The following is a 13,229-nucleotide window of genomic DNA, read 5'->3' on the forward strand; positions in this document are numbered from 1 at the left end:
ACATATATGACTATTTACTATACTTATTTTACGGAATCATCCCGGCCGGATGGACGTGCTACATAGGCATGCGGAGTCATCCCCGTCAGTTCCTTAAATACCTTGAAAAAATAGTTATAGGTTGTAAAGCCAACCTGACTGCTGATCTGCTTGATCGAATACTTCCCGCTCTCCAGCAGCTTGCAGCTCGCATCAATGCGAACCCGGTTCACATATTCGGAAAAGGTCATCTGGGTTTCTTCTTTGAATATTCTGCTTAAGTAGGAAGGGTTAAGACCGATAGCCCCTGCTGCCAGCTCCAGCGTAATGAAGCTGGGATAACGCTCAAGAATAAGCAGAATCGTCTGCGATACATGCCGGGAATAGGGACCGGCAGCTTGCCGCTGGCGCAATAGACTCAATAACCGGTCGAAATAATCGTACAACCACGCCTCCAGTCCCCCCATGCTTCCAAGCTTTCCGAGCTCCTCGCGGGCTGGCAGCTCTTCCGATCCGCCAGCCTCCGGCGGGAGCGCCTTCTCTCCGATGGATAATAGCTCGCTGATCATCATCTGGACGTTCTGCGAATGAAGCGGATGCTTTCGAATCACAGCGAATACGGTTGCGAGCGAACGCTGCACGCCTTCCTTATCTAGCCGCTCCATAGATAGAAGAAGCTGCTTCTGCTCCTCAATCGTTAATGAGAGCCGGGAAGAATTTGCAGGATTCGCCGCTGTCTCCTTCAAGGAAGGGGAGGCATCAATGACCCGTTCCGCAGAGCGGTAGCTTGCTTCAAGCTTGGCCAGGCCGCCGCAGATATGCCCAACGGCATACGTGCATTTCAAATTCAAGAACAGCTCCAGCGAATGAAGAACATGGCTCATTAATCGTTCCGCTTCACTGGAGGCGGCTTGCTCGCTTCTATTTTTGAACGCGAAGATCACTGCCAAACGACCGTTCTCAACGTAGACCGCCAGACGCTCTGAAGGATCTCCAAGGGTCTGCTGCGTAAGCTCCACAGCCTGCCGGACCAGACGGTTCGTCTGCACATCACTTTGAGATTCGGTGAGCAGGAGGAAAGGAATAATTTGAACCGCTGCCGCTGCATAACACACAGCACCCTCAAAAAATCGATGCTGAGCGACATAAGCTTGAAGCTCCTGAGCTGCATCGGACTTTCCTGTAAGCAGGTGTGACAAGTGCTCGCGCAGCAGCTCATTCCTTCTGCTTTCTCCTTCTACTTCTTGAGCAGACTTGGAGGAGACTGCCGCATTTGCATCCTCCAGTTCCTTAGCAGCCCGCTTCAAAATCGTGATGAGTGATTGCTCATTCAGGCGATGCTTCAGCAGATAATCCATGGCACCATTTCTCAAGCACTCACGCACATAATCATAATCATCATAGCTGCTAAGCATGATCGTCATGATCTCCGGATAGCGCCGGCGGATTTCTCCCTGAAGCTCTACCCCATTCATGCCGGGCATATTAATATCGATAATGGCAATCTGCGGCCGATTACTCTCTATAAGCTGGAGGGCCATCGGGCCGCTGTAGGCTTCACCGCATAATTCGAACCCGTGGCGCTCCCATTCGATCATTGTCCAAAGGTGATGATGAACCAATGCCTCGTCATCTACAATCAATACCTGATACATCATTTAATTCACCTCTTCGGGTAGTTTGGGGGCAGCGCCTAATTTCGGAAATCTGATTTCTACCTTCGTATAAAGTCCTTCCTCGCTAAACAGTTTGACACCGTAAGGCTCGCCGTACATCAGACGAATACGTTCATGCACATTTCGCACTCCCATGCCGCTAAAGCGTGACGGGCTCTCCTCTTTATTTGCTTCTCCGAGCAATGAATCCAACTTTTCCTGGGACATCCCCGGACCATTATCCATAATTTCAATCAATAGATCCCCGCTATCCTCATAGACCCGAATCAGAATGAACCCTTCTTTTTGCAGTGAACTGATTCCGTGCTGAACGGCATTCTCCACAATGGGCTGCAGCATCAGCTTCAGAACCTTGCATTGAAGTAAAGCATCGTCCTCCACCTGAATTTGAACCGGAATCGGCCCCATGTATTTGTATTTCACGATAGATATATAGCAATTGACATAATCCAGCTCCTCCCTAACCGTAAGGAACTCACTGGAGTTTCCGAGTACGCCTCTCATCAGCTCGATTAAGGAGCCGGATACCTCTTCGATATTGGGTACGGAATTCAGATGGGCCAAATATTTGATCGTATTAAGAGAATTGTAGAGAAAATGCGGTCGGATCTGGGCCTGTAATGCGGTCAACTCTGCCTCCCGCTTCGCCTGTTCACTGATCCGGATGTCCTGCATCAATCGCTTCAGCTCATCGATCATACTGATGAACACCCGGTACAGATCGCCAATTTCGTCCTTTGTCTTGATTTCAGTATGGGGAAACGATAAATTCCCATCCTTGACTCGCATCATCATGGTCTTCAGACGGCGGATTTGCAGGGTTGTACGCGAGGACATCTGAAGTGCGCCTAACAGTACCACGGCAAATATAATGATCGCGACCTCGATCAGCAGATTGCGAATTCTAGCAGACTCGCTCAACAGGGAGTCAAGAGGAATAAAGGCTCGTGTGATCCATCCGGTGTGCTCGGAACGGCGGCTGACGACGATATAGGATTTGCCGTCAATGGTCTGCTCTTCCGCCTCCTTGATCACCTCGGAAGCCTGGGGTTTTCGATAAACGATATCTTCCATTTGGGGAGAAAGTGAAGCTGGAGCGGAATCAGACTGGTACACGAGCTCCATACGTTCATCCAGAACATAAAGCACGCTGTCGGCCGTCGGCTTTACACCGTAAGTATTGCGGATGAAATCATATTTCATGTCAACCATGACGACCCCAATGGTCTCCCGGTTATAACGAATGACCCGTCCTACGGAAATCGCGTCCGAAGTGCCTGTCTGCTTGAAATAAGCATGGCGCTCCCCGTTGTCCAGCATGAATTTCATCGTGCTTGTCTCCAGAAAATTGCGGTCGATCCACGGGCTGCCTGTAAAGAATACCTTTCCGTTCAACCCGATCACTGCGATCCGCGAAATATAAGGCTTATAGCCAATCAGACCGGACAAAAAATCGTTGATCTGCTTCTGTTCAAGGAACCATTCATAGCTGATCTCCTCGCTGGGGCTCAATACGGTATCTATGACCGTATTCTTGTTCGTGACCGCAACCGTATTGAGCCGATCAATCTCCTCCAGCATCAGGTTCAGCGTTTCATCGGCCTGGCGGATACTATCCGCCACGGAGGTTATTGCATTATGTTTAATCGTGTCCCGCATATTGACATAGATAATAACCGTGATCGTCACGATCGAGAGCAGACTGAGCAGCCCGAAGGTCATGAAGATTTTCCCCTGAATACCCAGCTTCAGTGAAATTTTATTGCGAATCGATGTGATGGACATTTCAACCACTCCCTTGCGGAGAAAATCAATTACGAAAGCGTTATCAAAAAACATTTGACTGAATTAATTGCTGCCGGAAGCTCTGACATAGAGAGGCGTCGTCTTATAATAGGCTTTGAATGCCCGAGTAAACGTATACAAGTTCGGATAGCCGAGTGAAAGCGCAATTTCCGTGACGGTCGCATCCGTGCCGACAAGCAGCCGTTTCGCCTTCTCCATGCGAATGTGTTGAATATACTTTTGCGGAGATACGCCTACCTGATTCGTGAAGGCATTCGAAAAGTAAGAACGATGGACCCCGGCAAAGGAAGCGACCTGCTGAACCGAAATCCCCTCTGTAGCATGAAGATCCATAAAATCCATGCATTCGCGAATCCATCCGGCAGGCTCCGAATCATGTCCGTTGGACGATGGCGGCATCAGTCCGGACAATATTTCGCAAGCCAGTCCTTGAAGCTCCAGGGAGAGAGCCGGGTTCCACCGTTCAAACTTCGCCATTGAATCAAGCATACGATCTGCCGCAAGCTTAAGCTGAGGCGTAACATGCTTCATGCTGTATGGCTTCTCCGGTGTCAGTCCTGCCAGCTTCAATAAGGTCAAAATCCGGCTGCCGTCCAGCGCAATCCAATTCATCTGCAGCGGTACTTCCCCCGGGATCGTATAATAATGATAAGTTTGATTCGGAAACAGACAGAACAAATCATCCTTGCCGAGCTCGATTCGCTGTCCCTCAAACTCCAGGGTGACTTTTCCCTCTAGGATCAGATGAAGGCTAAAGCATTCGATACGCTTGGGTCCTACCTGATAATTCGGCTTGGCAATCGTCCGCCCCGCCCGAACGGGCCATAATTGTCCCTCCCGGTCCAGATCGCCAGGCGTGTAGTAGATAAAGTCGGCATATTCATGTTCATATTCCTGTAATTCCCTTAACCTTACAGACATACTACTTCCCCCAATATCTAACAAAATGACAATCCCAACCTAACACTAGGCTATTTGAAAATCACGTATAATTCAATATTATCATAATAGGAGGCGATAAGAATTGTCTAGTAGACCTAACATTTTACTAATTACAAGTGACCAACAGCACTGGAATACGATCGGTGCTTTCCAATCCGAGATTTCTACCCCTAATCTGGATCGTCTGGCTCAACAAGGAACGACCTTTGGCCGTGCCTACTGTCCGAATCCAACCTGTACGCCGAGCCGTGCCTCTATCATTACCGGCATGTATCCAAGTCAGCACGGTGCTTGGACACTGGGAACCAAGCTGCTGGAGGACCGCCATACGGTTGGCGAGGATTTCAGCAAGGCTGGCTATCAGACTTCCTTGATCGGCAAGGCTCATTTCCAGCCCCTGAAATCTACCGGGGAATACGATTCGAAAGAGGCTTATCCGATTCTTCAGGATCTGGAATATTGGAAGGGCTTTAACGAATCCTTCTACGGATTTGACCATGTAGAGCTGGCACGAAACCATACAAATGAAGCTCATGTCGGGCAACACTACGCCTTATGGCTTGAGGAGCAGGGCTGCCACAACTGGAGAGACTACTTCCTCCCTCCGACCGGTACGATGGATCCGTCTGTTACTTACAAATGGCCAATTCCGGAGAAATATCACTACAATACCTGGATTGCAGAGCGGACCAATGCGCGGCTGGAAGAGCATCAACAATCGGATGATCCTTTCTTCCTCTGGGCAAGCTTCTTCGATCCCCATCCGGAATATTTGGTGCCTGAGCCCTGGGATACGATGTATGATCCGGACCAGCTTACCATACCGGGACTGGTGCCCGGAGAGCACGATAAGAACCCGCCTCACTTCGGCATGACGCAGGAGGACAACCCTGATTTCTCCCATTTGATGGAGACCGGGTTCGGCATCCATGGCTATCGTTCTCACCATTATTATGAATACGGGGATAAGGCAAGACTGACCGAGTATGACAAGAAGAAGCTGGTTGCCGTCTATTACGGCATGATCAGCATGATGGACAAATACATCGGTAAAATTCTTGACAAGCTCGACGCGCTGGGAATGGCTGATAATACGCTGGTCGTGTTCACGACGGATCACGGACACTTCTTCGGACAGCATGGTCTACAAGCCAAGGGAGGCTTCCACTATGAGGACCTGATCAAGCTCCCGTTCATCGTCCGCTATCCCGGTCATGTCCCGGCAGGCAGATGGTCCGACTCCATTCAATCGCTCGTAGACCTCGCTCCAACCTTCCTGTCCTTTAGCGGTCTTCCGATTCCGCCTACGATGACCGGGGTTGACCAGAAGGACGTATGGCTTGGACGCAAGAGCCAAGCTCGTGATCATGCTATCTGCGAATTCCGGCATGAACCGACAACGATACACCAGAAGACTTATGTGGATGCACGGTACAAAATAACGGTCTACTTTAATCAGACCTACGGGGAGATCTTTGATCTCCAGGAGGATCCGAACGAGCTTCACAATCTGTGGGATGAACCGGAATACGCGAAGCTCAAGACCGAACTATTACTGAAATATGCATGGGCCGAGCTCGGGAAAGAGCCGTTGCCGATGCCAAGAATTCATCACGCCTGATGAATCATAAGGAAGCAAAAAAGCGTGAGCCAAGGGTGTATCCCCTCGCTCACGCTTTTCATTTTTTAGAATATAACAATTCCCGCTATAGCAGACAATAGAATAACACCAAACGGATGCACCTTATATTTCATAACCAGCAGCAGACAGCCGCCGCAGATCAGAAGCATCCCTGCCATGGACCAGCTGAGCCAGCCCTCCGTACGGCCGCTCAGGCCGAAATGGATTGCCGCATAAATGATTAACCCGGTCACAATCGGACGCAACCCGTAGAATGAGGAGCGCACCCACCGGTTTCCCTGCAGCCGCAGGAAGAATGCCGCAATCAGGATAACGATCATTAGGGAAGGTAAAATAATGCCGAGGGTTGCTGTAATAGCCCCCAAAATACCTGCCTCCGAATATCCGATCAACGTAGCCGTGTTCGTAGCGATGGAGCCGGGAGCCATTCCCGCCAGCGAGACGATTTCCTGAAATTCCGTATTTCCGATCCAGCCCTTGTCGGAGACCTCGCGCTGAATTAAGGTGATAACCGCATACCCGCCGCCAAAGGAAATTAAGCCCACCTTGAAAAAAATAATAAATAATTGCCACAGCATGTGATGACCACCCTTTAGATGTAATATTCAGGAAATTGCAGTTCGTGGTGTTGCTCAGGTCTTGTCTTCTCGGTCGTCACACTCATCCCGCGTTTTCGCTTGAACAGCACAACAAGAATTCCAATGATCGGCCCGCCAAGAATCAAATAGAATGAATGGATCCCGGTAAACAGCAGGAGAAGCAACGATACCGCCGCCAATATCAAGGTGGCTGCATCCAGAATCGCTGTTTTCCACATCTTTTTGGCAGCTACAATAATCAGGGCGACTACCGCGGCATGAATCCCCTTCAGCGCGGCTTGCACCTTTACGTGATCCTTAAACATGAAGCTCAAATAGCTAAGGAGGAATACGATCAGGAAGGTTGGGAGCGTAATCGCGATGACGGCCACCAGCGCGCCTGCAACTCCTCCGAGCCGATAGCCGATGAAGGCCGCACTGTTCACAGCCACTCCGCCTGGAGCCGAGCCGGATACAGAGATCATATCCCCCATCTCCTCCTCGTTCATCCAGCCTTTCTTTTGTACAATTTCCTGTTCAATAGTCGCAATCATCGCATACCCGCCGCCAAAAGTGGACGGTCCAATTTTAAAAAACACTCTAAAAATACGCCATAGCAAATCCAGCTTTTGAAACAGACCCTGCTTCATTTCATTTCACCCTTCAATAATTATGTCTTCGTATACAGGTAGTAATTCTATAGAGGTAGTTCAAAAACTCAGCGTTTGCACTTGAACTATTATTAGTTTAGCATAATTAATTTCATTTTGGATTAAAGTTATAAAATTAATTGTAAAAATTCCATTAATACCTCATAATTAAACTATGTATTCAGCAAATACGGAGCTAAAAAGTTTATTTTTGGAATTAAGTTCATTATTCTGATGAAATTAGCTGGAAATAAACGAGAGAGGCCGCTATACTTTAAGTATCCCGACTAATTAACTTGGAAATGGAGAAAAGCTGTTATGATGCCTCATTCCAATCCTTCGATAAAAAAACAGGTTTATGACCGGATTTCCTATCTCGGAACCGCCTCAAAAGCCGATTTGCTGAATGTGTTCCCCCTGACCAGCAGCAGCATGACACGTCTGCTGGACGAAATGACAACACAGCAACTGATTGTTGTCTCTGGTCTTGGCAGCTCTACAGGCGGGCGAAAGCCCATCCTGTTCCAGACAAACCCGCAGTACCGTTATATCCTGGGTCTGGAGATTTCACGCATCTATTCCTCGCTCGGGCTGTATGACATGCATCTGAATCCCTTGTCCATGACCAGATGGGAGATGGATCGCAGCATGTCTCCCGAACTGCTTGTTACGCACGTTACAAACAGTGCCAAGGAATTTCTTAGCGAGCATGGCTTGTCTTCCAAGGACGTGCTGGGTATGGGGATCGGAGCGGTTGGACCGCTGGATCAGGGCAAGGGAATTATCCTCGAGCCCGAGTATTTCCCTTCCCCTTCATGGAGTCATGTCCCGATCTGCGATATGCTGGAGGAACGGCTGCATATTCCCGTCAAGCTGGATAACGGAGCGAATACGGCCTTGATCGGTGAGCATTGGGCATTAAGAAATCAGGATTATCAGCATATTCTATATGTTCATGCGGGAGTAACGATTCGTTCCGCCATGATGTCCGGAGGCCAGATTGTACGCGGCGCTGTAGATACGGAAGGCGCTGTCGGCCAAATGATTATCCAGACCAACGGGCCAAGACTGCATGGAAAGGGTAATTACGGCGCGCTCGAAGCCTTCGTATCCGTTCCTTCTTTGGAGGAGCGGGTTCGGACTCAGTTAAAGATCGGACGCAGCAGCGTTCTCGCGGGAATCCCGGCAGAACGCGTGAATTTTACTACCCTGACCGAAGCGCTTGTGCAAGGAGATGCCCTGGTCAAGGAGCAATTTGCCGAAACTGCGGCTTATCTCGGCATTGGTCTAGCAAATCTGATCAATGCACTACATCCGGAATGCGTTATTTTGGGCGGACCGCTGGTGGGAGCGCATCAACTTGTATTCGAAACCTCCGTGGAGGTAGCTAAAAAAAATACGTACCATTATCCCGAATATAGCCCTGTTTTCACGCAAGGGCGGCTCAAAGAAGAGGCGTTGGCAACCGGCGCAGCTGTTATGCTGCTGCATGAATGGGAAGGCGAATGAATGAAGCCGGGTTGCCAAGCCGCAGAACAGGAGGAACCACCATGAGCATCGGTTGTTCGCCAAGCGGCCACTCCGGGATCGGAGTCATGTGGAAGACGGTATCCGAGGCATGCAACTTGGCTTGCGATTATTGTTACTACAGCACCTGCGGAGGAAAGCCCGGCAAGAACATCAACCGGATCGATTCCGCCGTCTTGGATAAATTCATTAAGGACTATATGCAATACAGCCGGGGCAGCGCCAGCTTTGCCTGGCAGGGCGGAGAGCCGCTATTGGCCGGTTACGAGTTTTTCGAGGAAGTCGTATACCGCCAGGCGCTCCATGCTCCTCCCCATACCGTGATCAGCAACTCCTTGCAGACCAACGCCACTTTGATTGATGACCGCTGGGCCTCTTTTTTCAAAACCTATCACTTTCTGGTCGGCGTCAGTCTGGATGGACCACAGCATATTCATGATGCAAGGCGGGTCAATGCCGCAGGAAAAGGCAGCTTTCATCGCGTAATGGCCGGTATCGATCATCTTCGGAGACATAAAGTCGATTTCAATATCCTGACTGTCATTCATAAAGGGAATGTCGGTAAGGCCAAGGAGTTGATGTCCTTTTACCGGGAGCAAGGCTTTGCCTTCGTTCAATTTATTCCCTGCATGGATTTCAGAGCCCAGCAGGTGGACAAGCCCGGAGTATACGAAATCTCTCCCCAGGAATATGGAGATTTTCTGTGCGAGGTGTTTGACGAATGGTTCCAGGAGGGAAATCCGGACATTTCAGTGCGCTTCTTCGATAACATGCTCAGCGTCTACCTGAATCGTGAGGCCGAATCCTGCGTGCATCGGGCCTCCTGTCCGACGAGTCTCATTCTGGAGCAGAACGGAGACGCCTTCCCATGCGATTTCTATATCCATGAGGATTGGAAGGTCGGCAATGTCGGCGAGCATTCTATCGCAGAGATTCTAGCCCACCCTAATTACCGACGCTTCCATCAAATGAAACCGGCCCTGCCGGAAAAATGCCGTTCCTGCGAATGGCAGCGGCTATGCTATGGAGGCTGTCCACGGAACCGCAAATGGAATCCGGAGGGCGATCAATCCAGCCCGGATTATTTCTGCCAAAGTTACATGCAGGTGTACGCCTACGCCGACGAGAAAATGCACCAGTTAGGCGACCGGCTGCGCCGCGAGTTGTATGAAAGGAATGTACGGGAGATATTCAAGGGCAAGCTGCCCGGACGAAATGATCCCTGCGCTTGCGGAAGCGGCAAGAAGCATAAGTCCTGCTGTGGAGTAATGTCTTCCTGAAATCATAAAGAGAGGGTGTCCCATAGGAAAATCTTAGCCCCCACGATGAGGTAGAAAAATGCTAGCCTGGGCGGTCATGCAATAATTTAGTGCCGAATGGCACTAAATTATTGGCTGGTGGCTCATGCGGAAAAATAAGTGCCCAAAGGCATTATAACTCCTTGCGTGCGTGCTACTGCGCCGATTTTAATGCATAAAGGCACTATAATTCCTCGCGTGGGTGCTACTGCGCCGATTTTAATGCATAAAGGCACTATAATTCCTCGCGTGGGTGCTACTGCGCCGATTTTAATGCATAAAGGCATTATAATTCCTCGTGTGCGTGCTACTACGCCGATTTTAATGCATAAAGGCATTATAACTCCTCGCGTGCGTGCTACTACGCCCATTTTAATGCATAAAGGCATTATAACTCCTCGCGTGCGTGCTACTACGCCCATTTTAATGCATAAAGGCATTATAACTCCTCGCGTGGGGTGCTACTGCGCCGATTTTAATGCATAAAGGCATTATAATTCCTCGCGTGCGTGCTACTGCGCCGATTTTAATGCCGAATCGCACTAAAATTGCTGGTCTGGTGTCGGTACTCATGCCAAGCGCGGGCGTCCATACGAGCATGTCTTGCTCCTTTTGTTGCTCATATGCACTAATAATACTGCAAGGCGTAGCTGCCGCACAGGAAAAGGGCGTCCCTGAATATTTCGGGGACACCCTCGTTACGTTTTCCTCATTCAAGCAAAGCTATTTGCGATTCCTACCACGATCCATGACACGATGAGAATACCATTTCCGAGCATCAACTGCTTCTTCGGCCCCGAAAACCCCTTCCATTCCCCATCCTTCAAGCCCCATGCATTACTGATAATGAGAGCCAGTCCATTAAAGGCTAACCAGCCTACACTAGAGCCGATCGGTCCAAGCATGACGGTTGCCTTGGCATAGAATCCAAGGGCGAGGAACCAGATTAGCGAGGTAATCAATGCTTTGGCATAGGCTTTAGAGGACCCCGGCTTTACGTAATCCCGATAGGAACGATTCTTCACCAATTGATAAGCAGCATAAGCAAAGTTCGCTACGAATCCCCCGGACAGGGTGATCACCCAAGGAATCAGGCTGGCGCTCAGCTCGGAGACCCCGTGCCCGGCAGCGGTCTCCAATGTCCGGTTTGCGTAAGCAAAGCCGATATTCATGGCCGCCGATCCGAGACCGGCCACGGAGGCCATCATAAGCCCCTTGGACAAAGGCTTCGCCGGAGCGGCTTGTCCGCCTTGAGCTGCCTGTTGATTCATTCGTTTTTCCTTATCCAGTCCTGCCTTGGTAATCATAACGACTCCGCCCAGCATAATCACCATACCGCCAAGCAGCAAGCTGAATGAGAGCGCAGGCGGTACATTTCCGAACAGAATCAGTGGAATCAAGGAGCCCAAAGAGGCTGAAATCCCCATATTGACTCCATAAGTCAGTGATACGCCGATCGTATCCACCGCCTTGCCGAACAATACCGAACTGACTCCCCAGAGCAGGCCACATAGAGAGGCCAGACCAAGCACCCTTGCGGGAGTCTCACGAATATAACTCATGAAATCCGGTACCTCAATCCAGGTCCACAAAATAGGTATAATCAGAATTCCTGCCACGGAGAACACAACCCAGAAGGCTTCCCAGGAAAAGGGCTGATACTTCTTCATCCCCAGTCCGAAGCTGCCTTGAAAAAAACAAGCCAGTAACAAAACCATAAAACCGGTTAACAATTATTTTCTCTCCCCCCAGCCTGATGAGCAAGGCCGACAAACTCGTATGCACAACAAATTAAATATATAAAGGGGACGAGAAATTAGCAACCATCATTATTAGTAGAAAAATCCGTGAATTTGTGTAACTCATCAGCTCCGCATCTACAGTACTTCGATTCTTCCGGGCCTCTTTCCGGAAGCCAGGGCGATTCCGTCCTCTATATGACCAAGCCCCAGCACACCGGCTATTCGCTCATTTGCCCCAAGTTTTACTGCAAAGCTCAATGCCTCATACCCCGTATGCGAAGGAAGATCCCAGCTCATGCCCAGCCCATTCGCCGCCGCAAGAATCTGCAAATTCTGAATCAGGCAGCAAGCCGCGGCGAAATCATCTTTCGCCTCCCGGGGGGTCAGAGGTACGGAAGCCGCAACAATGAGGCAAGCCGGAGCCGTTCGAATCAGTTCTCTCAAATTCTTCTGTGTTGACGGGTCCAACGTAACTTCCAGGCTGCTTCGGCTGGCAGCGTCAATCCATATAAACCGCCAGGGCTCGCGCAAGTGATGATTTGGCGCCCACACCGCTTCCTCAAGAAGCGCCAACACCTGCGCCGCGGCAACGGGCCGTTGGCCATGCCACTTGTATTCCTGAATTTGCTCCATAGCAAGCTGTATACTCATTTTGTCTGCTTCTCCTCTCTCCGGTCGTTCTCCAATACTGTCCATCTTTCGGAGGCAGGCTTGCGCATCTTGCCTCTCGGCACCTTGTCATATTCTCCGAGGTAGAGCAAGCATACAAGCCGTTCATCCTCAGCAAGCCCGATGCTGGCGGCCAGCGCCTCATGCTCAACAACCGGCTCCGTATTCCATACCAACCCTAGCTTTCGCTCCCACGCAAGCAGCGTAAAGCCATGTATAATCGCGCTGGCAGCGGCCAGTTGCCTGTCATTGAAAGACGGGTCGTCCGTTTCCCTCCGAATGACAGCTACTATGGCCGGAGTTTTCGCCACCTGCTCGGCTAGCGTCTGCAGCAATTTCCCCGGGATCCAGCGATATAAGCCCTGATTGCTATAGGCGGCCATGATAGCCGCACCTGCCTGACGCTTCCCTTCCTCGGTTGCAAATATAACAAACCGCAGCGCTTCTTCGTCATACTTCAATGTCACCGCGCGCTCAGCCAGCCTGAACATCGCCTCCAGCTCCTCTCCGGATAAGGCACGTTTCGCAAATCTGCGAATCGTTCTTCGCTCGCGGATTACTTTTGCCGCCGCTTGAGAGAGATCCGGCTGCAAGTTAAGCTCTTCCATCGTATCATCCCCTTTGTGCTCATTTACAACGAGTATACAGCGAATGATAATCATTATCAATTAAAAAAGGCTTTGGATTCGCTTGAAACCTGCGAAAGGGACTATAAACAAA

The 13,229-nt window shown here is 50.1% G+C and carries 11 protein-coding genes; 3 read left to right on the plus strand and 8 right to left on the minus strand.

What is annotated here, in order from left to right:
• Positions 1–23 precede the first annotated feature (23 nt).
• The 3 genes from KQJ23_RS06000 to KQJ23_RS06010 all read right to left on the minus strand — a co-directional run bounded on the left by KQJ23_RS06000 (position 24) and on the right by KQJ23_RS06010 (position 4,382).
• Positions 24–1,637 carry a response regulator gene (locus KQJ23_RS06000; RefSeq protein ID WP_249529534.1) on the minus strand — a complete coding sequence of 538 codons (1,614 nt, stop codon included), beginning with the start codon at positions 1,635–1,637 and terminating at the stop codon, positions 24–26.
• Positions 1,638–3,440: a cache domain-containing sensor histidine kinase gene (locus KQJ23_RS06005; protein ID WP_216477783.1), complete on the minus strand. Its 1,803-nt coding sequence runs from the start codon at positions 3,438–3,440 to the stop codon at positions 1,638–1,640.
• Positions 3,441–3,503: 63 nt separating this feature from the next.
• The gene (locus KQJ23_RS06010) at positions 3,504–4,382 is read right to left on the minus strand and encodes an AraC family transcriptional regulator (protein ID WP_216477784.1); all 879 of its coding nucleotides are present in this window, start codon (positions 4,380–4,382) and stop codon (positions 3,504–3,506) included.
• Between the two features lie 103 nt (positions 4,383–4,485).
• On the opposite strand from KQJ23_RS06010, the gene KQJ23_RS06015 reads away from it, so the two are divergent.
• Entirely contained in the window at positions 4,486–6,024 is a 1,539-nt protein-coding gene (locus tag KQJ23_RS06015) for a sulfatase family protein (RefSeq protein WP_216477785.1), read from the plus strand.
• A 65-nt stretch (positions 6,025–6,089) separates the two neighbouring features.
• On the opposite strand, the gene KQJ23_RS06020 is transcribed toward KQJ23_RS06015, so the two are convergent.
• Together KQJ23_RS06020 and KQJ23_RS06025 are read right to left on the minus strand one after the other, a co-directional pair.
• Positions 6,090–6,623 (minus strand): chromate transporter, encoded by a 534-nt coding sequence (locus KQJ23_RS06020; protein WP_216477786.1) that lies wholly within the window; start codon positions 6,621–6,623, stop codon positions 6,090–6,092.
• A 14-nt stretch (positions 6,624–6,637) separates the two neighbouring features.
• On the minus strand, positions 6,638–7,273 hold the full coding sequence (locus KQJ23_RS06025; RefSeq protein ID WP_216477787.1) for a chromate transporter: 636 nt from the start codon (positions 7,271–7,273) through the stop codon (positions 6,638–6,640).
• 318 nt (positions 7,274–7,591) lie between these two features.
• On the opposite strand from KQJ23_RS06025, the gene KQJ23_RS06030 reads away from it, so the two are divergent.
• Together KQJ23_RS06030 and KQJ23_RS06035 are read left to right on the plus strand one after the other, a co-directional pair.
• Entirely contained in the window at positions 7,592–8,782 is a 1,191-nt protein-coding gene (locus tag KQJ23_RS06030; protein ID WP_216477788.1) for an ROK family protein, read from the plus strand.
• Between the two features lie 41 nt (positions 8,783–8,823).
• Positions 8,824–10,080 (plus strand): anaerobic sulfatase maturase, encoded by a 1,257-nt coding sequence (locus tag KQJ23_RS06035; protein ID WP_216477789.1) that lies wholly within the window; start codon positions 8,824–8,826, stop codon positions 10,078–10,080.
• 731 nt (positions 10,081–10,811) lie between these two features.
• Here KQJ23_RS06035 and KQJ23_RS06040 read toward each other — a convergent pair.
• The 3 genes from KQJ23_RS06040 to KQJ23_RS06050 form a co-directional block, all read right to left on the minus strand.
• Positions 10,812–11,816, minus strand: coding sequence for an L-rhamnose/proton symporter RhaT (locus KQJ23_RS06040; protein ID WP_249529535.1), 1,005 nt, complete (start codon positions 11,814–11,816; stop codon positions 10,812–10,814).
• 159 nt (positions 11,817–11,975) lie between these two features.
• The gene (locus KQJ23_RS06045) at positions 11,976–12,491 is read right to left on the minus strand and encodes a nitroreductase family protein (protein ID WP_216477791.1); all 516 of its coding nucleotides are present in this window, start codon (positions 12,489–12,491) and stop codon (positions 11,976–11,978) included.
• Entirely contained in the window at positions 12,488–13,117 is a 630-nt protein-coding gene (locus KQJ23_RS06050; protein WP_216477792.1) for a nitroreductase family protein, read from the minus strand. The genes KQJ23_RS06045 and KQJ23_RS06050 overlap by 4 nt, the downstream gene beginning before the upstream one ends.
• Between the last annotated feature and the right edge of the window lie 112 nt (positions 13,118–13,229).

It is taken from the genome of Paenibacillus brevis, from assembly GCF_018919145.1.
In the GTDB taxonomy this organism is placed as follows: Bacteria; Bacillota; Bacilli; order Paenibacillales; family Paenibacillaceae; genus Fontibacillus; species Fontibacillus brevis.

What these genes read in the sequence shown, in the direction of transcription:
- KQJ23_RS06000 (WP_249529534.1), bottom strand. Translation starts at nt 1,637, where the DNA reads ATGATGTATCAGGTATTGATTGTAGATGACGAGGCATTGGTTCATCAT.
- KQJ23_RS06005 (WP_216477783.1), bottom strand. Translation starts at nt 3,440, where the DNA reads ATGTCCATCACATCGATTCGCAATAAAATTTCACTGAAGCTGGGTATT.
- KQJ23_RS06010 (WP_216477784.1), bottom strand. Translation starts at nt 4,382, where the DNA reads ATGTCTGTAAGGTTAAGGGAATTACAGGAATATGAACATGAATATGCC.
- KQJ23_RS06020 (WP_216477786.1), bottom strand. Translation starts at nt 6,623, where the DNA reads ATGCTGTGGCAATTATTTATTATTTTTTTCAAGGTGGGCTTAATTTCC.
- KQJ23_RS06025 (WP_216477787.1), bottom strand. Translation starts at nt 7,273, where the DNA reads ATGAAGCAGGGTCTGTTTCAAAAGCTGGATTTGCTATGGCGTATTTTT.
- KQJ23_RS06030 (WP_216477788.1), top strand. Translation starts at nt 7,592, where the DNA reads ATGATGCCTCATTCCAATCCTTCGATAAAAAAACAGGTTTATGACCGG.
- KQJ23_RS06035 (WP_216477789.1), top strand. Translation starts at nt 8,824, where the DNA reads ATGAGCATCGGTTGTTCGCCAAGCGGCCACTCCGGGATCGGAGTCATG.
- KQJ23_RS06040 (WP_249529535.1), bottom strand. Translation starts at nt 11,816, where the DNA reads ATGGTTTTGTTACTGGCTTGTTTTTTTCAAGGCAGCTTCGGACTGGGG.
- KQJ23_RS06045 (WP_216477791.1), bottom strand. Translation starts at nt 12,491, where the DNA reads ATGAGTATACAGCTTGCTATGGAGCAAATTCAGGAATACAAGTGGCAT.
- KQJ23_RS06050 (WP_216477792.1), bottom strand. Translation starts at nt 13,117, where the DNA reads ATGGAAGAGCTTAACTTGCAGCCGGATCTCTCTCAAGCGGCGGCAAAA.